Source organism: Pseudomonas sp. GXM4 (assembly GCF_008923895.1).
In the GTDB taxonomy this organism is placed as follows: Bacteria; Pseudomonadota; Gammaproteobacteria; order Pseudomonadales; family Pseudomonadaceae; genus Aquipseudomonas; species Aquipseudomonas atacamensis.
In genome coordinates this window covers 1-20,238 of the sequence record NZ_WBRZ01000033.1, presented here as the reverse complement: position 1 = coordinate 20,238, position 20,238 = coordinate 1, and the positions used below count along the sequence as shown (strand labels likewise).

The 20,238-nt window shown below is 60.0% G+C and carries 18 protein-coding genes; 1 reads left to right on the top strand and 17 read right to left on the bottom strand.

What is annotated here, in order from left to right:
• Nucleotides 1-36: 36 nt before the first annotated feature.
• The 6 genes from F8N49_RS07410 to msbA all read right to left on the bottom strand — a co-directional run bounded on the left by F8N49_RS07410 (nt 37) and on the right by msbA (nt 7,436).
• Nucleotides 37-723, bottom strand: a complete 687-nt coding sequence (locus F8N49_RS07410) for a hypothetical protein (RefSeq protein ID WP_122699811.1) — start codon at nt 721-723, stop codon at nt 37-39.
• Entirely contained in the window at nt 724-1,698 is a 975-nt protein-coding gene (locus F8N49_RS07405; protein ID WP_071174211.1) for a glycosyltransferase, read from the bottom strand.
• A gap of 130 nt (nt 1,699-1,828) precedes the next feature.
• Nucleotides 1,829-3,250 (bottom strand): bifunctional D-glycero-beta-D-manno-heptose-7-phosphate kinase/D-glycero-beta-D-manno-heptose 1-phosphate adenylyltransferase HldE, encoded by a 1,422-nt coding sequence (gene hldE / locus F8N49_RS07400; protein WP_076565323.1) that lies wholly within the window; start codon nt 3,248-3,250, stop codon nt 1,829-1,831.
• A gap of 70 nt (nt 3,251-3,320) precedes the next feature.
• The gene (locus tag F8N49_RS07395) at nt 3,321-4,715 is read right to left on the bottom strand and encodes a PIG-L deacetylase family protein (protein WP_151551075.1); all 1,395 of its coding nucleotides are present in this window, start codon (nt 4,713-4,715) and stop codon (nt 3,321-3,323) included.
• A gap of 4 nt (nt 4,716-4,719) precedes the next feature.
• Nucleotides 4,720-5,616 carry a GNAT family N-acetyltransferase gene (locus F8N49_RS07390; RefSeq protein WP_122699814.1) on the bottom strand — a complete coding sequence of 299 codons (897 nt, stop codon included), beginning with the start codon at nt 5,614-5,616 and terminating at the stop codon, nt 4,720-4,722.
• Nucleotides 5,610-7,436, bottom strand: a complete 1,827-nt coding sequence (gene msbA / locus F8N49_RS07385; protein WP_071174207.1) for a lipid A export permease/ATP-binding protein MsbA — start codon at nt 7,434-7,436, stop codon at nt 5,610-5,612. The genes F8N49_RS07390 and msbA overlap by 7 nt, the downstream gene beginning before the upstream one ends.
• Before the next feature lie 125 nt (nt 7,437-7,561).
• Between msbA and F8N49_RS07380 the strand changes: the two genes are divergently transcribed.
• Complete coding sequence (locus F8N49_RS07380; protein ID WP_122748016.1) at nt 7,562-8,215, top strand: lipopolysaccharide kinase InaA family protein; 654 nt, start codon at nt 7,562-7,564, stop codon at nt 8,213-8,215.
• 3 nt (nt 8,216-8,218) lie between these two features.
• Here F8N49_RS07380 and F8N49_RS07375 read toward each other — a convergent pair whose 3' ends face one another.
• From F8N49_RS07375 to waaF, 11 genes are all read right to left on the bottom strand, one after another.
• Nucleotides 8,219-9,679: a hypothetical protein gene (locus F8N49_RS07375; RefSeq protein ID WP_071174205.1), complete on the bottom strand. Its 1,461-nt coding sequence runs from the start codon at nt 9,677-9,679 to the stop codon at nt 8,219-8,221.
• Between the two features lie 52 nt (nt 9,680-9,731).
• The gene (locus F8N49_RS07370) at nt 9,732-10,640 is read right to left on the bottom strand and encodes a glycosyltransferase family A protein (RefSeq protein ID WP_071174204.1); all 909 of its coding nucleotides are present in this window, start codon (nt 10,638-10,640) and stop codon (nt 9,732-9,734) included.
• On the bottom strand, nt 10,633-12,387 hold the full coding sequence (locus F8N49_RS07365) for a carbamoyltransferase (RefSeq protein ID WP_071174203.1): 1,755 nt from the start codon (nt 12,385-12,387) through the stop codon (nt 10,633-10,635). The genes F8N49_RS07370 and F8N49_RS07365 overlap by 8 nt, the downstream gene beginning before the upstream one ends.
• 172 nt (nt 12,388-12,559) lie before the next feature.
• The gene (locus F8N49_RS07360) at nt 12,560-12,889 is read right to left on the bottom strand and encodes a YceK/YidQ family lipoprotein (protein WP_177180918.1); all 330 of its coding nucleotides are present in this window, start codon (nt 12,887-12,889) and stop codon (nt 12,560-12,562) included.
• A 180-nt stretch (nt 12,890-13,069) separates the two neighbouring features.
• A complete protein-coding gene (locus F8N49_RS07355; protein ID WP_071174201.1) occupies nt 13,070-14,521 on the bottom strand; it encodes a lipopolysaccharide kinase InaA family protein in 1,452 nt (483 codons plus the stop codon).
• Complete coding sequence (locus F8N49_RS07350) at nt 14,521-15,273, bottom strand: lipopolysaccharide kinase InaA family protein (RefSeq protein WP_071174200.1); 753 nt, start codon at nt 15,271-15,273, stop codon at nt 14,521-14,523. The genes F8N49_RS07355 and F8N49_RS07350 overlap by 1 nt, the downstream gene beginning before the upstream one ends.
• Nucleotides 15,270-16,004, bottom strand: coding sequence for a lipopolysaccharide kinase InaA family protein (locus tag F8N49_RS07345; protein WP_071174199.1), 735 nt, complete (start codon nt 16,002-16,004; stop codon nt 15,270-15,272). Before F8N49_RS07345 ends, F8N49_RS07350 begins: the two co-directional genes overlap by 4 nt.
• Nucleotides 16,004-16,810 (bottom strand): lipopolysaccharide core heptose(I) kinase RfaP, encoded by an 807-nt coding sequence (gene rfaP / locus F8N49_RS07340; RefSeq protein ID WP_122748013.1) that lies wholly within the window; start codon nt 16,808-16,810, stop codon nt 16,004-16,006. The genes F8N49_RS07345 and rfaP overlap by 1 nt, the downstream gene beginning before the upstream one ends.
• A complete protein-coding gene (locus tag F8N49_RS07335; protein WP_071174197.1) occupies nt 16,810-17,931 on the bottom strand; it encodes a glycosyltransferase family 4 protein in 1,122 nt (373 codons plus the stop codon). Before F8N49_RS07335 ends, rfaP begins: the two co-directional genes overlap by 1 nt.
• Nucleotides 17,931-18,992, bottom strand: coding sequence for a lipopolysaccharide heptosyltransferase I (gene waaC / locus F8N49_RS07330; protein ID WP_071174196.1), 1,062 nt, complete (start codon nt 18,990-18,992; stop codon nt 17,931-17,933). Before waaC ends, F8N49_RS07335 begins: the two co-directional genes overlap by 1 nt.
• A gap of 1 nt (nt 18,993) precedes the next feature.
• Nucleotides 18,994-20,028, bottom strand: coding sequence for a lipopolysaccharide heptosyltransferase II (gene waaF, locus F8N49_RS07325; RefSeq protein ID WP_122748011.1), 1,035 nt, complete (start codon nt 20,026-20,028; stop codon nt 18,994-18,996).
• Nucleotides 20,029-20,238 lie beyond the last annotated feature (210 nt).

Below are 20,238 nucleotides of genomic sequence, written 5' to 3'. Positions count from 1 at the left end.
TGATTCGGCCCGGCAGGCACCTGACTGCGGCGTGGCTTATTTGCGCTTGAACAGTTTCTGCCACCAGCGTCGGGGTTGCAGCGGCACGACAATAACATTGGACCTTTGCAACCAGTCCCGCTCGTAATCCCAGGCATGACCGCTCCAGAGCTTGCCCGCCTCGTTGGAGAAACCCAGGGTCATCAACTGATAGGTATAACCGACATGCCCGCGCAGCCAATCGAACAGCACCAGCGTATTGAAGCCGGTGGAGGGGCCGACGTAGCGCTTGCCGCCCGGGCGGTCGACCGGGTAGTTCCACAGCGGCGGCAACGGAATTCGATCCCAGTACATCGCAACGCGCGGCAACGGGCACATCGGTGCTGCGCAACCCACCAGCATGGTGAAGCAGCGCTCGCCCGCACGGTCGAACAGTCGCTGTACGTCCGCATTGCCGGGCAGACCGAAGAAATAGGCGTCAGGCGCGTTGTAGCCGTGCACGAAGACATTCACGCTTTGCTCGTTGAGCAGCGCCGCCTTGATGCAATGATTGAAACTGACGACGACGTCATCAACGCCGATATTCAGCGCTGCGAAATCAGCTGCGGTAATCGCGGGATTATTAGCGATCAATATCACCCGCGCCGCACGGCTGAGGCATTCGCGCAGGGCTTCAGGCAAGGCTTGCAAAACCGACTGGTCGCCACCGGGCAGCGCATCCAGCGCCATGTATTCGTCCCCCATTCAGGCGGGCACCTTCATGCCATAACGCAATTTGACCCAGAACCGGGTGAAAGCCGACGGCGGCTGCCATGGGCGCATCTCGCGTTGTATGGCTTCGGCGAGCGCCTGGCCGACCCGCGCAAACGAGTAACGGCTTTCAGCAAACGCCTGGCCGTTGCCGGCAATTCGCTGCGCCAGTTCCGGGTCGTCCTGCAGCAGCTTGATCTTCGCCACCGCCTCGTCTTCGCTGCGGTAGAACACGGTGTTGTGCATGTCTTCGAAACCGAGCAACCGGTCTTCTTCGCCTTGGCTCCAGGCCAGCAGCACACAGCCGCAAGCCATGGCTTCGAAGTTCTTGATCATGAACTCGTTCATGCCGATGTCGGCGCTGACGAAGATTTTGATGCGATTGAGAGTTTCCAGATATTCCGCACCCGATTTGGTACGGGTCACGAGCATCCCGGTGCGCTGTGAAAGGGCTTCAAGCATGGCCTTGCGCTCGGCGTACTCGGTACTCTTCAAGCTGCCGAGGAAGCCGATCGGGATATCGCGCTCGACGCCGGTGTTGTGCAGCATTTGCTCGTCATAGCCTTTGGAGACGAACACGGTATCGATGCCTTCGGCGAGCATCTTGCGCGCGACCACTGCGCCGGAAACCAGCGCCCGGCAGCTCGGCAATCGGCTGTACAAGCGCGAATAAACACCACGGTACTTACTGGCCGGCATGTAGTTCTGATAGGCGTCGTGCTCGAGAAACACCAGCCCTGGAATGCACTTGAGCACCCGCAGTTGCGGCGCCAGACGTTTGACCCGGGAGAAGATCACCACGCGATCAAAGGTCTGGTATTCGACCGACGCCAGAAAGGCTCCGAGGTTCATCTGCTGCTGTTTGCTCAGACGATAGATGAAACACTCACCGCAGTTCTGCTGAACGATGTCATAGAGCCGGTCGAGAATGACCCGCTGCTCGTCCATCACCAGAAGCATGACTTTCATAAATTAAATGACCACGTAACGTAGGCAGGCAAGCGCAGCGGATTCAAACCTGCCAACATCAACGGAAACGGTGAAATCCCCAAGGCAAAATCCGTTCACACGCGGTACACAACGGTAAAAATTCATCTGATCAGCGACTGCGGATTTTTTCGACAATTGCGGTCGTCGAGCTGTTTTCCACCAGTCCTAGCACTTTCACGGTACCGCCATAAGCGGTGACGATATCTGCACCGACAACCTGATCGATGCCGTAATCGCCACCCTTGACCAGCACATCCGGCTTGACCTCGCGCAATAGATTTTCTGGCGTGCCTTCCGGGAAGCTGATGACCCAGTCCACGGCACCGAGGCCCGCCAGAACCGCCATGCGCCGGTCGACACTATTGATCGGGCGACCGGGACCTTTCAGGCGACTGACCGAAGCATCGTCGTTGACTGCGACAATCAGTCGATCGCCTTGGGCTCGTGCCTGCTCAAGATAAGTTACATGGCCGGCGTGCAGGATGTCGAAGCAGCCATTGGTGAAGACGATTCGTTCGTTATGCGCACGGGCATCGGCAACGGCCAGCACCAGTTGCTCAAGCCCCAGCACGCCGCGCTCGGAGCCTTCTTCACGTTGAATGGCGCGGCGCAGTTCCGGGGCACTGATGGCCGCGGTACCGAGCTTGCCGACCACAATACCCGCCGCCAGGTTGGCCAGGGCCACGGCGTGTGGCAGATCCTCACCGGCAGCAATCGCAGCGGCCAGCGTCGAGATCACGGTGTCGCCGGCGCCGGTCACATCGAACACTTCCCGGGCACGCGCTGGCAAATGCAACGCCGGTTGATCCGGGCGCAGCAGGGTCATGCCGTGTTCGCCACGGGTGACCAGCAGTGCTCCCAGCTCCAGATCGTGCATCAACGTTGCGCCCTTGCTGACGAGTTCGTGTTCGTCAACGCAACCGCCGACGATGGCTTCGAATTCGCTCAGGTTCGGGGTGATCAGGCTGGCGCCACGGTAGATCGAGAAATCCTTGCCCTTCGGGTCGGCCAGTACCGGGATGTTTTTCGCCCGAGCAGCCTGGATCAGCGCCTGATGGTTTTTCAGCGCGCCTTTGCCGTAGTCGGAAAGCACCAGCACCTTGATGCCTTCGAGCAGGTCATCGACCTGCGAGCCGAGCGCCAGCGCATCGGTGGCGAACGGTTCTTCGAAGTCGATACGCAGCAATTGCTGGTGGCGGCTCATGACCCGCAGCTTGACGATGGTCGGCTGGTGCGCAATGCGCTGGAACAGGGCACGTACGCCGGCGCCCTTGAGACTGTTGCTCAGGCTGTCGGCGGCTTCGTCATCACCGGTCACACCGACCAGCGACGCCGGCGCACCCAGTGCGGCAATGTTCAGGGCAACGTTCGCGGCACCGCCCGGACGGTCTTCGATTTGCTCGACCTTGACCACCGGCACCGGCGCCTCAGGGGAAATCCGTGAGGTTCCGCCATGCCAGTAACGGTCGAGCATGACATCGCCGACTACCAAGACAGGGGCTTGATCGAAACGCGGCATGGACAACTTCATGGAGCAACCCACATACAAAATGAACAGGGGCGCGATATTAACACAGGGTAAAGCGCCGTCCGCCTCAATCTCAAAGGTCGCGGACCCAGAACAGTTCGTGGCGGCGAACAGCCTTGCGGAAAAACTCGTTACTGCCTGTGACAGGCCAGCGACGTCCGGCCAGCACTTGCTGGATCACCCGGCGCGACTGCCGCTTGAATCCGAGCGGGCCCTGCAGGTCATGCTCCATGGCCAGCGCCATGGCCTTGTCCAGCTGCACATCCGCTGACAGCACCGGACTCCACAAACGATCGGACGGTAACGGCTCGATCGCCGGCGGCAGTGCGACACCGCCACTGGCCGGGCCCATTGGCCAACGATCGTTGTCATGCAGGTGGTTGGCATACATCAGCAAGGACGAGGGCTTCCAGGTACTGGCGGCGATAGCTTCCAGCAAGGCACGGGTTGAAGCGACGTGATCGCTGTGCGGATCCAGTTCGGGATGCGGAGTGACAACGACTTCTGGCTGAAAATGCTCGAGCAATTGCCGTATATCACCGACGAGATTGATCCAGGTCGGCGCACCATCGACATCGCCGGGGAGTTTGATCGGATTGTGCTGCCGAACACTGCGCACATCGTTTTCGCCGGATTCCCGCGAGCCGAATGGTTTGCCCGGCGCCTCGGCCATCGCCGGCAATTGCAGACAGTAGTAGCCCAGCTGTACACAATGACTGGCCGGCACCCCGCCCCACAATGGAATGCTCAGGCTGTCCCAACTGCGCAGTCTGCCCTTCAAGCGAGCAGCCTGAGCCTTGTCCAGGCCGAGGCGCTGGAAGTCTTCGGCCTCGATTTCGCCCTGGGTCAGGGTGACGATGCTCGCTTCTTTGCAGCGACTGTAAAGCCCGAAAGCCGCCAGCTCGGCATCATCGGCGTGGGGCGCGATGACCATGACCCGTTGCTGCGCGTAATCGGGATTGCGCATGATCCACAGTGTGCCGCTGGAACTCAGCGTGCAATGCCGACCACGCACTGCCAGGGTATTGTCGCCAAGCGCCGCCGCCTGCCCGGACAGATTGAGAAAGCGCCGGCCGTTTACGCCCCGCTCAAAATCCTGGCGATCACCACCCAGTTCGACATAAGGATCCCGCCAGCGGCCCAGCCACTTGGCCGTTATCTTGAGCTCCAGCAGCAGCGTTTCACCTGGCGCCAGCGGCTCGCTCAGACGCACGATTCCAGCATCCAGCTCCACGGCTTGACGCGGCGTACCGCTGGGAAAGTTGTACTGATAGTCGTCGCTTGCGCGATAGAACAGATGGTCGGCAAACCACGCCTCATGCGCCACCCACGCCAAGACCAGCAGCACCGGCACCAGCCACCAGCCCAGCAAGAAGCCGGCCGCCAACAGCACGATCAAGAACGCAATCAGGAACAAGCGCTTGCTGCGTCGATGGGCTTTCAGGAGCTGTTGCTTGCGAGCAGTCATGGTTTCAGACCTTGTAGACGGGCACCGTGTGGCACCAGCGATCCTTGTATTCGCGGTCGGCACGGCCGAACGAATAGCGGAGTGTCTTGCCCAGTGCCTGAGCATCCGCCCACGCCTGCTGGGTGTTGACGAAACTCAACACGCTGCCGGGACTGAACTCGCGGCTTTGCGGGTCGACACCACCGTTGACGTATTCCAGCGATACCCATTGCGGCGCTTCGACACGGTAAAGAATCTGGATCGCCACTGGCGCCGATTCAAGCATCACCACCGAGCCGGTCATGAACTCGCGCAAGAGAGTGAAGACTTCGATCAGCCCGGCCTTCCCAGGCACCTCGAAACCCCAGCGGCGCTGGAACAGATCACCATAAGCGGCGGCCTGCTCTTGCGGCGTCAAGTCGGACATCGGAATCAGCGCACCACCCGCCTCTTCCAGCAGGCGTTGTTCGCGACGCTGGTTGTAGCGAAATTTCTTCGAATAATCCTCAGGCAGCCGCGCCAGTGCCAGCCCTTCGGGCTGAGCGCGCAGAGTGCTGATCTGCTCGGCGTTGAGCTGCGAGACATAGGCCATGCGCTGACGCACCGGAACCACGACATCCGGGGCAATCGGCAGAATCAATTCAGCGTTGCCCATGTCCAGCAGCCCGCGCTTGCCTTCGCGTTTGAGCACTTCCTTGGACAGCGCGGCGTGCCTGCCCCAGCAAGCAACAGCCGCGACGACTTCGCCATCGACGACCCAGCCCAGGTAGTGCAGCTTGATGCCGACCAACGCCGAAAGCCGCTCCACCACTTCAGGATGAGTTGCAAAACTGCCACCAAATCGCTGCCAGGCCTGTGCGTAGGCTGCCTGATCAATCTCGCTCCAGCCGCGCTCCCGCCAAGCGCGAAACGCCGTCAGCATAGGTCGGTCACATGGGTCGGTTGCGGCTCGTCGCCTTCCTCGAACTCCTTCGCGTGCAAGCGTGCGTAATAGCCATTTTGCGCCAGGAGCTGGGTATGGGTGCCGCGCTCGACGATCTTGCCTTCGTCCATGACCAGAATGAGGTCGGCCTTTTCGATGGTGCTCAAACGGTGAGCGATGACCAGCGTCGTGCGGTTCTGCACCACATGATCGAGAGCCGCCTGGATATGCCGTTCCGATTCCGTATCGAGGGCCGACGTGGCCTCATCGAGAATCAACAGCGGCGCGTCCTTGAGCAATGCACGTGCGATGGCGATGCGCTGACGCTGACCACCGGACAGCAACACACCATTTTCGCCGACCAGGGTTTCATAGCCCTGCGGCATCTTGATGATGAATTCATCGGCGTAGGCTTCGGTGGCCGCGCGTTTGACCTCGTCGAACGGCGCCCCGGCCAGGTCGCCGTAAGCGATGTTGTTGGTCACCGTGTCGTTGAACAGCGTGACCTGTTGCGTCACCAGGGCAATCTGCCGACGCAGGCTGCGCAGGGTCAGGTCCTGTACCTGCACATCATCGAGCAGAATCTGCCCATGTTCCTGCTCGTGCTGATAGAAGCGCGGAATCAGGCCGGCCAAGGTGGATTTGCCACTGCCGGAACGGCCGACCAGCGCGACCATCTGTCCTGGCTCAACAACAAAACTGATGTCATCAAGAACCTTTTTCTCGCTGTTCGGATAGCTGAAGCTGAGGTTGCGCACCTCGAGACGACCTTGGAGACGGTCGCGCTCGACCGTGCCCCGATCAACTTCTGCTGGCTCGTCCAGCTGTTCAAAAATACTCTCCGCACCTGCCACACCCTTCTGGATTGTGGAGCTGACTTCAGAGAGCTGACGAATCGGTTTTGGCAGCAGGCCGGCCATGGTGATGTAGGCCACCAGATCACCAGGCGATGCATCACCACGAAGGTACAGGACCAGAAACATCACCACCGCCATGGCGCTATACGTCACCAATTGCAGCATCGGTGTATACACCGCGCCGGTCTTGGTCATGGTCAGTTGCTTGTCGGTGTTGCTCTGACTGGCGTCACGGAAGCGGACCTTTTCATAGGTTTCGCCACCAAAGCTGCGCACCACACGGTAACCATGAATCGTCTCTGATGCCACATGCGTGACGTTGCCCATCGAGACCTGAATCTTTTTGCTCTGTTTGCGGAATTTCTTGCTGGTGCTGTTCACCATCAGACCGATCACCGGCAGGATGGCGACCATCACCAACGTCAGCTTCCAGTTCATCCACAACAGGGTGCAGAACAGGAAAATCACCGTCATTCCTTCGCGGATCACCACTTTGATCGCGTCGGTGGCGGCTCCGGTGACCATGGTCACGTTGAAGGTGATACGTGAGATCAGGTGGCCGGAGTTGTTCCTGTCGAAATAACTGTTGGGCAGATCCAGCAATTTATTGAACAGCACCACACGCAAGTCATGCACCAGCCCCAGGGAAACCCGCGCCAGAAAGTAGTTGCCCAGGTACGAACCGACGCCTTGCCACACGGCAATCAGCACGATCAGCAACGGCACGCTTTCGAGCAATTGCAACTTGCCCAGATAAGGATTGCCGGGAAACAGGCTGGCCTCAGGATTGGCCAGGCCGTCGACGAAATATTTGAGGATGTAGGCAAGCATCGGCTGGGTCGATGCGAAGATAAGGAAGCCGACGATACTCAGGATGAACAGGCCGGCGTAAGGACGCACGTAAGCCAAAAGGCGGAAATAGATCGCCAGCGTTGACTGGGCTTTCGGTTCAGGACTGCTCATGGGAATCCGCGTAAATCAGTGAGGCGGCGATGATATCACAGGCCCTTTTGCGCCGATCAACATCACCGGGCGCCAGCCTTTGGCCAAGTCGGTTAAGATAGGCGGCTCACGATGGGGAGTCAGGCATGCAATCGATTGATCACAGCACTTACGAGGCACTGCGCAAGGGTGCTCAGGTACTCGAAGCCGACGGTTCCGGCGACAAGGTGCTCAGGTTGGCCGACGGTCGCATGCTCAAGCTGTTCCGCCGCAAACGCCTGCTGAGTTCGGCGCTGTTCTTTCCCTACGCCCAGCGCTTCGCCAACAACACCAAGGCGTTGCAGCAGCGCGGCATCCTCTGTCCGAACGTGATCGCGGTTTATCGCATTCCAAGCATTCAGCGCGATGGCGTGTATTACGCACCGCTGGCGGGCGAAACCGTACGGCAATTGCAGGGCACGCCCGAAGAATCCGAGACGTTGCGCAGTCAGTTGGGGGCATTTATTGCGCAACTGCACGAAAAAGGCGTGTACTTCCGGTCCCTGCACTTCGGCAATGTCGTGCAGACGCCGCAGAATCAGCTCGGATTGATCGACATCGCCGACCTGCGCTGCCAGAGGCGCGCCCTGAGCGACAGCAAGCGACTGCGCAACTTTGCCCATTTGCTGCGCTACAAACAAGACCGGCAATGGCTGCTCGGCGGCGATGCCGGGAAAACCTTTCTAGAAAGTTATCGCCAGGCGTTGCCGAGCAAGCGACAAGCTGCGCTGATGGAACGCCTGCGCCTGCTCCTCGATTGAGCCTTACTTGCCTATCACCAGAATCGTTGCACCCTTGCGATTGGCGAAGCGCTCGATGATGCGCATCTTGTGCGCCACCAGCCATTCGCCCAGCCACGGTTCATCACCTTTCCCCTCGATCAGGAAATAGCGATATTCATCGGCGTGATCCGGTGACATGGCCTGTTCACGTGTGAGCGTCGGCAATACATAACCACGCCCGGCGTAATAGCTGATGCGACCATCTTCGAACCATGCGCTGGTATCAGGTTCGACGTGCGCAGACACCCAGCGCCCGGCAGCCACGTAATGGGTCTTGCCTGCACCCGTGGAGATCACATTTGACAGCATCACCAGCAACGCTGCCACGACCAGGACTTTGGTCCAGCGCGGAAACTGCTGGGCAAATGCCGCCAGCGCCATCGCCAGTACCGGTACGAAAAGCAAATTCAGGAAACTCAGATACCGGGCGTTCATGAATTGCTGCTTGATGAAAAACAGCATCAGCACAATGAGATACAGCAGCGCCGCCCAGGCGAAAGGACGATAGTCACGCCAATAAACACCCAATACGCCCCAGTTGCGACGCAGGATGAAGGGCACAGCGAACGGCCCCATCAGCTTGACGAATGTGATCGTCATCGTCGCCAGCAGGCCAAAGAACACGATGCGCCCGGCTTCATCCTGGGAATACTTGTTGATCAGCGAGTTGCCGAACTGTTCGGACAGCATCTGAAACGACTCGTAGACGCCCTGCGGTGCAATCATGTCCAGGTACAGAAGGAAGCGCGCCGACATGAAAAAACCGAAGGCCGATGCAACCAGCAGCCCTATTGCCGGCAACAGAGCAAACTGCAGCAGACGAGTGAGCGGGCCAGAGCGCCACAGACCCGGCAATTGCCACAGCCCGAGCGCCGGCAATAACAGCAATGCCTCCAGCCGGAACAGCGCAGCAGCCACGATCGCCAAGTGGATCAGACACGCCCTGATCCAGCCGCCCAGGGCTTGCCAACGCAACGCCTGCCATAACGCCAGCGTGCAGAAAAACCAGAAACCGCATTCGCGGATGATGTCATTCCGAAACGCATTGACCGCTGGCATCGCCAGCACAATCAGGCACGCCCAGCCGGCAAGCTCGGGAGAGCGTCGACGGATACAATCGACCATCAAGGCACTGGTGCCGGCAAAAAACAGACCGCACCAGAGATAGGCGCTCAACTCCAGCGGCAAAAGCAGGAAGCGATGGGTCAGAGCCAGAAGAATGGAGAACCACGGCCAGTCGAAATGCGTCCAGGCCACGTCGGCCCCGTGCAAGACAACCTGATGGGCGATATCGATGTACAGAGCGGCATCGCGACCGACCGTTGCGGTACCCAACACGGCGATCAATGAAAGGAGAATGCTTGCCCAGAACGCGACACTGACCGGTCGCTCATCGATTACCCGAGCTGCCTTGACCGCCCATTTACTATCCGTACCTTTCACCCAGCCCCCTCAACATCACGCGCCACAGGTACGCAAAAAAACAACGATCGCTTTATTTGAACAGCAGACGCAAGGCTTTGCGCATGTATGACCAGCGCCCGAGGATGCGCCAGTCGGCGCGTAACGCTTGCATATAGAACGTTTTCGCTAATGCATATTCGCCATGGGAGTAGCAATCGCGGAACAACGACAGACAACGCTGCGCCAGATAAGCCTGGCGCAAATCATGGAACTCTTGCGGCATCCGTTGACTGGAAAAAACTTCAGCAACCACCTGCTCGGTACCCGCTGCCAGGCTCTGGCGCAGATCATGGCGCATGCTGTCGGCGTGCTTGTAAATGAGCGCCAGTGGCTGCTCGACCACCGTGCAGGGAAAGCGCGCCAGCACTTGAGCGAATACCGGCAAATCTTCAACGTTGCGCAGATGCTCGGGATAGTTGCCCGGCGCGAATACCTCACGATGCATTGCACAGGCACCATTTGAGATCGACACCGTCTTGTCCAGCAAATAGCCCCTGACCCGCTGTCGCACCGTGGCTGGCAACGGTTTGACAGGCTGCAGGCTGCGCTTGCCACCGGAGAAGATCGACCAATGGGCGCCGATGATCATCCGCGTGTCAGGATGACTGGCGATGTGTTGCGATAGCGCCCCAAGAGCACCGGGAGCCATCTCGTCATCTGCATCGAGAAAAATCAGAAATTGTCCGGTGGCTTCCTCGATCCCGCGATTGCGCACTGAAGACAGCCCGCCATTGCTTTGGCGTATGGCACGAAAACGCCCGGCATGTCCGGCCAGCAAAGCTTGTATCACCTCAGGCGTCGCGTCAGTGGAACCGTCATCAATAACCAGCAGATCCGCCGTCGCTTCGTGCAACTGCACCAACACCGACTCCACAGCCCGAGGCAGCAAATGGGCGTAGTTGTACGCGGGAATCACGACGCTGATGAGTGTTTCAGTCAAGACCGTTTCCTTGCACGCCCTCTTTGACGACAAGAATATCTTCCATGATCAGATATTGCAGGTCCGAGCCGAAAAACATGTTCAGGGCGTCGGTCGGCGAGCAGATCATCGGCTCGCCACGACGGTTGAGCGAAGTGTTCAGCGACACGCCGTTACCGGTGAGGTTTTCCAGCGCCTTCATCATGTCGTAGTAGCGCGGATTGTATTCGCGCTTGAGCACCTGGGCCCGGGAAGTGCCGTCTTCATGGACAACTTCCGGCACGCGGGTTTTCCATTCTTCGGCGACTTCGAAGGTGAAAGTCATGAACGGCGCCGGGTGATCGATCTTGATCATCTGCGGCGCGACGGTGTCGAGCATCGACGGGCAGAAAGGCCTCCAACGCTCGCGGAACTTGATCTGGTGGTTGATGCGGTCGGCGACACCGGCCACGCTCGGGCAACCGATGATCGAACGGCCACCCAGCGCCCGCGGGCCGAATTCCATGCGGCCCTGGAACCAGGCTACCGGGTTGCCATCGACCATGATTTTGGCGATCTGCTCGGGCATGTTGTCGAGCTTGCGCCAGGTCGGCTTGTTCTCGTGGCGGGCACACGCAGCAATCACATCTTCGTTGCTATAAGACGGGCCGAGGTAGACGTGTTCCATCTTCTCGACCGGCACGCCACGGGCGTGCGACACGTAAGCGGCAGCGCCGACTGCGGTGCCGGCATCGCCGGACGCAGGCTGTACGAACAGCTCTTTGATGTCGTCGCGGGCGATGATTTTCTGGTTCAGCTTGACGTTCAACGCACAGCCGCCGGCGAAAGCCAGCTTGCCGGTTTCCTTGAGCACGTCGCCCAGGTAGTAGTCGATCATCTGCAACGCCAGCTTCTCGAACAGCGCTTGCATGCTCGCGGCGTAGTGGATGTAAGGCTCGTCGGCGATGTCGCCTTCGCGCTTCGGACCCAGCCACTCGATCAGCTTCGGCGAGAAGTAGAAGCCTTTGCCCTTCTCTTTATAGCGACGCAGGCCGATGACGTTGGCGTAGTCGGTATTGATCACCAGTTCGCCATTCTCGAACGAGGCCAGACGCGAGAAATCATACTTGCTGGCGTCGCCGTACGGCGCCATGCCCATGACCTTGAACTCGCCGTCGAGCATTTCGAAACCGAGGAACTCGGTGATCGCGCCGTACAGACCACCAAGGGAGTCCGGATCGAAGAATTCCTTGATCTTGTGGATCTTGCCGTTTTCGCCGTAGCCGAAGAAGGTCGTGGCGTATTCACCCTTGCCGTCGATGCCGAGGATCGCGGTTTTCTCTTTGAAACCCGAGCAGTGATAGGCGCTGGAGGCGTGAGCCAGGTGATGCTCGACCGGCTCGATCTTGATTTTCTTCGGATCGAAGCCCAGTTGCTCGAGGCACCAGACGATCTTGTTGCGATAGCGCTTGTAGCGACGGTTGCCCATCAAGATGGCATCGAGTGCGCGATCAGGGGCATACCAGTAGCGCTTGGCGTAGTGCCAGCGGGCCTTGCCGAACAGGCTGATCGGAGCGAAAGGAATCGCCACCACGTCAACGTCGGAAGGTTTGATACCGGCCTGCTCGAGGCAGAATTTCGCCGATTCGTAGGGCATGCGGTTCTTTGCATGTTTATCGCGTACGAAGCGCTCTTCCTCAGCCGCCGCGACCAGCTTGCCGTCGACGTACAAGGCTGCGGAGGGATCATGGCTAAGGGCGCCGGACAGGCCAAGAATCGTCAATGCCACAGGGGTCTAGCCTCTTTAGTCTGCATGCAGGCGCGATGCGCCTTGAAAATTGATGTGCCCTCGCACAGGGCGAGTGACAGCTAAAGGGCGGGATTATAGCGTAAACATGACGGGAATTACCCTGTGCGAATCACCACCTGCACGATTGGTCCGAATCAACAGGTTCAACGACTCAATAGCCGTCTTTGCGCCAGTAAATACTCAGATTTGAATCGGTAATCTGCCGATAGACCGTGTAAGGCAGCGAAAGCGTATCGAACACGGCCGACAGCGGAAGATCGAACAACACAAACGGCGCCAGCATACCCGCAGGATCGGGCGGTGCATTCAAAGTGCAAAAATCGAAGGCCACGCCACTGTAGATGCGCGGAATCGACTGGCAGTAGGTCTTCTTTTTGCGCAAGTCGCGGGCAGCATCGGCGTCGGCCTGTAACACGGTTGAGACACTGCCACAGCCTGAGAGAACCCAGAAAAGAACGCTCAGCGTCACCATTTTTTTCATGCTCAAGATTCGCCCTCCAGAATCGTCAGGCAAATTAGCATCGAGGCCGAGCCGGGCACAGTTCATGGATTCTGGAGATGCTGTAGGACAAGTCGCTGTGTTTTGTCCGTTACTGCCAACAGACTCAACCCCACAGTGAACCGGGCCCATTGCAAGAACGAGCCTGCCCGCGAAACTGAATCACCCCGCGCTTGAGACTTCTTTCGGCAGCCGCTCATCAATGACCCGATACAACGCGCTGTCTTGCGGCCAGTTGCGCATGAAGCGCGCACGATCACGGGCGTAGGCCGGAGCAAAGCTACTGACAGAGCCGTGCTGACACATCGAGTCGAGGTCGATCAGCGCCCAGCGATCCGTCTGCCAGAACAGGTTATGCCCCTTGAAATCGCCATGACTGATGCGCTCGGCGATCAATCGGGCAAACAGTTGATCCAGCGCCTGCAACTCGGCTTCCGGCGCCTGACCGCTCTCAACGTAGGGTGCAAAGCGCTCGATGATGTCTGGTCCCGGCAGGAATTCGGTCACCAGATAGGCACTGCGACGCAGCCAAAGGAAACGCTTTTCCAGTATCGCCAGCGGTTTCGGCGTGGCGATGCCAAGGAACGCCAGGCGATTGCCCTCACGCCACGAATGCCAGGCACGGCTCGGGCGCCAGAAGCGCTTGAGCCAATGGGCAAAGCCCTTGATGTTGTAGCGTTTGATAACCAGCGTGCGGCCGTGCGCCTCTACTCTGCCAACGCTGGCCGCGCCGCCGGTCTTGTACAGGTGCCCCTGATCAAGCAAGGCGTCAGCCTGCTCAAGCACCGGCAGCATGGCCGCTTCTTCTTCACGGCGAACGGCGCGCAAGGCGAATGCACCGCGCTGCACGGCGAACAACGTGCAGTCGCGGCCAACCTTGATCAGGTAATCCCTGAGTCGCCAGTTGCGCACCTTGTCGATCTGTTTTTGCAACGCCTCCAGCGGCAACGCATGCTCGCTGTTGCTCAGCAGGTAGTACACCAGCAGCTCTTCGGTGAACGGTTCGAGTGATTTTGGCAACTGGGCGAAAAACACGCCGAGATTTTCCAGCACTTTCTGCCGGGACAAGGGCTGCCCCGCCGTTTCCGCACGAACGCCGGCGCCATCGATCAGGTACAACTGACCGCCGTGGCGCAGCAGATTGTCCAGATGCAAGTCTTCCTGCCAGAGCCCTTTGCCGTGCAGCCGACCGATAGCATCCAGTGCTTCGGCCAGAACAGCGGTCTGCTCATCGGCCAGCGCCGGCAGAGACTCGACCTCGGCCCAGGCATCACCGAGGCTCTCGGAACCCTCGAGAAATTCGAACAGCAGCCAGCCACCCTCGCCGTCCTTCAGCCCATCGGCCAATAACAGCGGCGTCGTCATGCCCTGCGCAGCGAGCAAGCGCACGCCTTGCAGCTCACGCTGAAAATGCCGCGCAGCTTTGCTGCCGACCAATAACTTGGCCAGCACCGGCCGACCGCGCCAGACACCTGCGCCAACGTAACGCTGCCCGGGCAACACCCGCAGCAAGCTCAGCAACTGTAAATCCGCCGCACCGGCGGCGTCCGCCAGGGTCACGGTCAGTGGCAGTGTGGGTGCGCGCCCGGAGCGGGCCAGCTCGGACAATTGCATCAGCGGGTCTCCTTGTGACTGCGCCGCGCTGTCAGTCGGGTCAGCCAGCTGTCGAGCAGCGAGCTGTCAGTCGGCTGGTCGAGATAAGCCGCAAGCAATTGGCGCAAGTCGGCCTCGCTCCACTGCGGCGCGCGACGTTGCAACGGTTCCAGATCCTTGACCCGATCTCGCATGCCGAACAGCAGCGGCCGGGTTTTCTCCAGATCGATCAGTTGCGCCTCATAGCCGTCGCCGGTGGCGCGCAGGAAAATATGTTTGGGATAGAAACAGCCATGCACCTGACGTGCACCGTGCAGCTGCCGCGCCAGCAGTCCGCACGCCTTGAGAATCGCCGAATGCTGCCCGGCACTGAGCTGCGTCCAGCGCGCCAGCAGCGAATCCAGGTCGCTCCAGCCATCCAGGGCGCGGGTGAGCAGAATGGCGCGCACTTCCCCGGCGACCTTGCGTTCACCGAAAAACGCCGCCTGCAACGCCGGAATGCCCAACTTGCGATAACGGCTGATGTTGCGAAATTCGCGGGCAAAGCTCGGTTCGCCAAACGGCGCGTGCAAAGTTCGGGTCAGATAATTGCTTTGGCGCTTGAGGTAATAGCCCTGGCCTTCAAGATCCAGGCGGAACACGCTGCTCCAGCCGCCACCGGCAGTGTTGGGCTCATCCACTGCTTCAAGCTGTTTGGCCCACAGTGCGTCGAAATTGCCGAGACCGTGGCGCTCCAGCAGAGCGCGGTCCTGTTCGGCAAGAAAATCAGTCATTCGCGCCCCTCAAAAAATCTCACCACGTGCCGAATCCGTTTCTTGTCGGCGACATCGAGCCGATCACACTGGCGATATTGCTTGTAGAAGCGCAGGCGCTGGGTGTTGGACAGGTGATATTTGGCCAGTTTGTCGAGACAGGCGAGGTCCTTGGTGATCCGGTACTTGAGCCAGAAGCCGCGCCAGAATTCGCCGTTGGGGCAGTCGATGAGGAAGATGCGGGCCTGATCGTCGATCAGCAGATTGCGCCATTTCAAATCGTTATGCGTAAACCGATGGTCGTGCATGGTCCGGGTGTAACCGGCCAATTGCTGACTGACATTGTCGACCCAGGCGCGATCCTTGAGTTTGGGATCCTTGCGCTCGGCCAGTGCCGAGAGGTCTTCGGTATTGGGCAGCTCACGGGTGATCATCGCACCCCGATCGTAGGCCGCGCCCCGCCGCTCCAGCCCCCAGGCCACCACCTCGGCAGTGGGAATGCCCCACTTGGCGAAGCGCTTGAGGTTCTGCCATTCCATTTTTACCCGCGGCTTGCCGAGGTAACGGCGCAGGCCCTTACCGGCGCCGACGTAGCGTTTGACGTAGTAATTGACCCCGTCGCGCTGCACCCGAACGACTTCCGACAGCGGATCGCGGGTCAGGCGTTCGCCCTGCAAGGCAAACACAGCTTCGAGGCTGCCGAAATCTTCGGCGAGGTCGCTGTACTGCGGCTCCAGTGTCCAGCCCGCCATCAGAGCGCATCCCCGTAACGCTGTTTGCGCGCGTAGAGCTTGTCGGCCTTGCCTTGCAGCCAGCTCAGCAGTGGCGCCTCTTCTGCCAGAATCTGCCGCAGCGGTTGCTGGAAATAGCCCTTGAGGAAACGCAGTTTGTCGCGGCGGGTCAGGCCGATGTCCAGCGCGGAGAAGTACAGCGCCGCCAGATCCTTGTTGCGCCAGCGCTGAGTGATTTTCGCGCGGGTTTGGGCACGGTGCAGGTCAATCACCGAGAGTTTGAAATCCTGCGGTGTGACCGGTTTGTCGGTGTGCAGCAGAAAATGGCAGATGTAGCAGTCGCGGTGATTGACCCCGGCGCGGTGCATCATCCCGGTCATCCGCGCGACTTCGGCAATCAATGCGCGCTTGAGTGTTGGCTCCGGCGGCTGCTTGACCCAGTCAATGCTGAAGTCTTCGAGGCTGATGGTCGGCGCCAGCTCTTCGGTGACGATGAACGAATGCTGATCCGCCGGGTTGCTGCCCTTCTCGCCGTAGGCGACGGCGGTCATGGTCGGCACGCCAACTTCCTGAAGGCGCTGGATGGCCTTCCACTCTTGCCCGGCGCCGAGCACCGGCAGCTTGGCGGTGAGCAGGTTCTTGAAGATCTCGCCCCAACCGATGCCACGGTGGATCTTGACGAAAAAACCATGGCCGTCGACTTCCGTGCGCAATGTCCGGCGCGCTTCCAGCTCGCGGTACACCTCGCCCTGCAAGCCTTCGACTTCGGCGAACGGGTCGCGTCCGGCCCAAAGGCTTTTGAACGGTTCAGCCAGCATCAACTTCATTAAGCGTGCTCCGCCAGAATCACATCCGCCGCGTGCTGCGGCATGCTGTAGAGGTCGGCCGTCTCGGCGAAGGCCAGACCGTTGCGGCTCCAGGCCGCACGTGCAGCGTCGTCGCTCAACATCTCGGTCAGGTATTGCGTCAGCTGCGCCTGCTCGAACGGCTCGTCCAGCACGCGCCCGGCATCGGCTTCGGCGATGTAATGGGCGTAACCGCAGACCGCACTGACCAACACCGGCAACCCGGCCACCAGCGCTTCAAGCAGCACGGTGCCGGTGTTTTCGTTGTAGGCCGGGTGAATCAACAGGTCAGCGCCGAGCAGAAAACGCGGGATATCGCTGCGCCCTTTGAGGAAGGTCACATTGTCGCCCAGGCCCAGCGTCGCACTCTGCATCTGGAACAATTTGGGGTCATCCTGGCCGATTACAAACAGCCGGGTGCGTTTTCTCAACTCGGCCGGCAGCGCGGCCAGCGCCTTGAGGCTGCGATCGACACCCTTGGTCTTGAAGCCGGAGCCAATCTGCACCAGCAGCAACTCGTCGTCGTTGAGATTGAATTCAGCGCGGAAACCGGCGCGAATCTCATCGGCATCTGCCGGCCGCCGACGATCCTGGGCAATGCCCGGCGGCAGCAGGTGGAAACGCTCGAGCGGCGTGTCGTAGTACTTGATGAACAGTGGTTGCTGCACTTCGGAAATCATCAGCACTTCGGTCTTCGCGTCCTTGGCGAACACCGCGCGCTCGTACTCGGCAAAATGGCGATAGCGGCCCCAGCGGCGATACAGCGAGTTCCGCAGGTTCTGCGCCTTGTCTTCGAAGCAGCCGTCGGCGGCGTAGTAGACGTCAAGGCCCGGCATTTTGTTGAAGCCGATCAGGCGATCGACCGGACGCTTGGCCAGATCCGCGGCCATCCACGCGCTGAGCTTTTCATTGCGACGGTGATTGAAGAACGCCTTGACCGGCGCCACCAGCACCTCGAAACCCGGCGGCACGTCGCCTTCCCAGATCAGCGTGTAGACGCGAATCTGATGGCCGCGCTTCTGGCATTCGAGGGCGATGCGCATGAAGTCGCGCTGCAAGCCACCGAACGGGAAATATTTGTACAGGACAAATGCCAATTGCATCAGCGCAACTCCTCAGCCATTAACAACGTGCTCAGTCGGCTGGCGACACGCTCGGGGTTCACACGCGTGAAGCACAAAGGCTGCTCGCGTATCAGGTCAAACTGACGGGCATCCTGCTCGGTCGGTTGATAGGTACATTTTTTCTGCATGCAGGGCGCGCACGGGAAGTCGCTGGCCAGATGAATCTGCAGCTTGCCGTAGGCGCCGGTGAGGCCCGGGTTGGTCGGGCCGAACAACGAAATCGTCGGTACATCCAGCGCAGCGGCCAGATGGCCGAGCCCGGTGTCCACCGCCACGCAGGCTTGCGCGCCGGCGAGGACTTTGCCGACGCCGGCCAGATTAAGCTTCGGCAGCACTTCGGCGTGTTTGAAGCCGGCAGCGATGCGTTCGGCGCGGGCCTTTTCCTGCGGGTTGCCCCACGGCAGCTTCACGCCAACGCCGAGGTAGCCGACCCGCTCGGTCAGCTCGCGCCAGTAGATTTCCGGCCAGTGCTTGGTATCCCAAGTGGTGCCGTGGAGGAACACCACGTAAGCGTTCTTGCGTGGCAACTCGACCAGTCGCTCGACGTTGAGGCCGTAATCGCCGAGGCCTTTGGGCAAGTCGTAACCCAGAGCGATGGCGAATAACTGGCGTACGCGCTCGACGGCGTGCTGGCCTCGCGCGACAGCGAGTTTGCGATTGTAGAAGCGCGCAGCCACCGGCTCGCGCGCGGAGGTTTTATCGAGACCGGTCACCGGGGCTTTGACGTAGCGGGTCAGCCAGGCACTTTTCAGCAGGCCTTGAGCGTCGATCACCAGATCGTATTTATTGGCGCGCACGCTTTGCTTGAAGCGTTTCCACTCGCCGCTGGTGATGGTTTTCCACAGACTCTTGCGCCAGCGGCGGATCGCCACCGGAATCACTTTATCGACCGCCGGGTGCCAGCTCGGAATCTCGGCGAAGCCCTCTTCCACCACCCAGTCGAACTTGATGCCCGGGATCGCCCGTGCGGCGTCGGTCAGCGCTGGCAACGCGTGAATCACGTCGCCCAGCGATGAAGTCTTGATCAGCAATACCCGCAAGTTAATGAACCTCGACCACGGAGCCCTGCAACTTCTGCAAGGCATCGTTGACCGCGTCCGGCATCAGCTGGCGCAGGCAGTTGTAATGGCCGAACCGGCAAGTTCGATCGAAGCACGGGCTGCATTCGATGCCCAGGCGCACGATCTCGACCTGCTCGGCCAGCGGCGGGGTGAAGCCCGGCGAGGTCGAGCCGTACACCGCGACCAGCGGACGATTCAATGCCGCAGCGACGTGCATCAGGCCGGAATCGTTGGATACAACCGAATCAGCGCATGACAGCAGGTCAATGGCCTCGGCCAGCGAGGTGCCGCCGCTGAGGTTGACCGATTCTTCGCGCAGGCCTGGGATCAACCGGGCGCGGATGTCTTCGCCGACCGCGTGATCGTTTTTCGAGCCGAACAGCCATACCTGCCAGCCTTCGCGGATGCGCGCTTCGGCGACCTTGGCGTAGTGCTCGGACGGCCAGCGCTTGGATTCGCCGAACTCGGCGCCGGGGCACAGGGCCAGGACCGGGCGATCAAGGCTCAGGCCGAATTTGGCCAATGCCGCTTCGCGGGTCACCGGGTCGATTTGCAGAGTCGGGCGCGGGTACGGCTTCGGCAGCTCGGCGTTCGCTTCATAGGCCAGCGCCATGAAGCGCTCGATCATCAGCGGGTAGCGTTCTTTGTCGAGAGTGCGCACATCGTTGAGCAGGCCATAGCGGAACTCGCCACGCCAGCCAGTGCGTTTCGGAATGCCGGCAAAAAACGGCACCAGTGCCGATTTCAGCGAGTTGGGCAGCAGGATCGCCTGATCGTACTGACCGCGCAGGGACTTGCCGATGCGTCGGCGCGTCGCCAGTTCCAGCGCGCCGTGGCCGAGCGGGAAGCTCAAGGCCTTGCGCACTTCGGGCATGCGCTCGAGGATCGGCCGGCTCCATTCAGGCGCCAGCACGTCGATTGCGCATTGCGGGTGGCGCTGCTTGAGACACTGAAACAGTGTCTGCGCCATCACCATGTCACCGACCCAACTGGGCCCAACGATCAGAATATTCATGTGGTTTCCAAAAACGAACCGGGGAGGCATTTACGCCTCCCCGCCGCGATAATTCTACAAACACTGTAGATCTACTGTGGGAGCGGGCTTGCCCGCGATGGGGTCTTCACATTCAACATTATTGTCGTCTGATACTCCGCTATCGCTGGCAAGCCAGCTCCCACAGGGTTTTGCATCTGTTTCAACATCTGCATTTCAGCGCAGATTACT